1 pseudogene is annotated in these 1299 nt (G+C 64.9%); it reads right to left on the minus strand.

The annotated features are described in order from the left end of the window. Positions 1–54: 54 nt before the first annotated feature. Positions 55–1233, minus strand: a pseudogene (locus tag BJF79_RS39985) (IS3 family transposase). Positions 1234–1299 lie beyond the last annotated feature (66 nt).

The raw sequence follows: 1299 nt of genomic DNA on the forward strand, positions 1-1299 counted from the left end.
TGAGGGGCCACGCGTTTTCCGGACAGCTTCTTCATGGGTGATCTGCGGGCAGATCTACGCTGCTTGCTGCCGATCCAGGTACTCGTTGTGGACCTCCATAGGGGTCCGGTACCCGTTCGCGGAATGAAGCCTGCGTCGATTATAGAAGCCCTCGATGTACTGCACAACCGCGCGGCGGGCCTTGGCTCGTGTGGCAAATACCATACGGTTGAGCCACTCGTTCTTCAATGCCCCGAAGAACGACCTCGGCCATGGCGTTGTCCCAGCACACACCGGTTCTGCCGACCGAACGCCGCATCTTGTACTTCTCGGTCAGGTGCCGGCCGAACTCGTCGCTGGTGTAGTTCGATCCGCGATCGCTGTGGAAGATGCACCCTTTCTCGATGTGGATGTTCCCGGCCGCGGAGTCGAGGGCGGCGGTGATGAGCGAAGTCTTGAAGTGATCGGCCATAGCCCATCCGACCACCATCTTCGAATGGCAGTCGATGACGGTCGCCAGATACAGAAATCCTTCCCACGTCGGGATGTAGGTGATGTCGCCGACCAGCTTGGTGCCCGGCCGGTCGGCGGTGAAGTCGCGGTTGACCAGGTCGGGGATCGCTCCGGGCCCGCCGGCCAGGGTGGTGACCGGCCGCCACGGCCGCGGCTGCACCGGCTCGAGCCCGAGCTCGCGCATCAACTGCCGCACCAGCTCGGGCGAGACCTCCTCGCCCGAGCGGGCCAGCACCGCGTGGACGCGCCGGTACCCGTAGGTCTCGTGGTTGGCTGCGAACACCGCCTCGATCATCGGCTTGAGGCGCTCCCGGCGTTCGGCGGTCGCCGACAGCGGCCGGCTCAGCCATTCGTAGAAGCCTGACCGGGACACGCGCAGCCAGGCGCACATGTCGATGACGGCGTGGTGGGCCTTCTCCGCGTCGATGAGCTCGTACTTGGCGCTCACCGGTGATCCTTGGCGAAGAAGGCCGCGGCTTTTTTCAGGAACTCGTTCTCTTCGCGGAGTTTGCGGTTCTCGCGTTCGAGTTCGCGTTCCCGGAGGCTCTTCGGGGCGCCGGCCGGTGTGGTGGACGCGTCGTCGCCGTGGCGTCTGCGGTAGTCCTTGACCCAGTTGCCCAGGGTGGTGTCGTGGATGCCGACCTCACGGGCCACATGGGCGATGGGGCGCGGGCCGTCCAGGACCATGCGGACGATCTCGTCCTTGTGCTCCTGGGTGAAATGCCGCCTCTGTCGTGCCAACGACCTTCCCTTCCGGTTCTCCCCAACTCTAGTTGGGGCCCTGTCCGGAAGATCCGTGGCACCTCA

This window comes from Actinomadura sp. CNU-125 (assembly GCF_001942465.1).
Classification (GTDB): domain Bacteria; phylum Actinomycetota; class Actinomycetes; order Streptosporangiales; family Streptosporangiaceae; genus Spirillospora.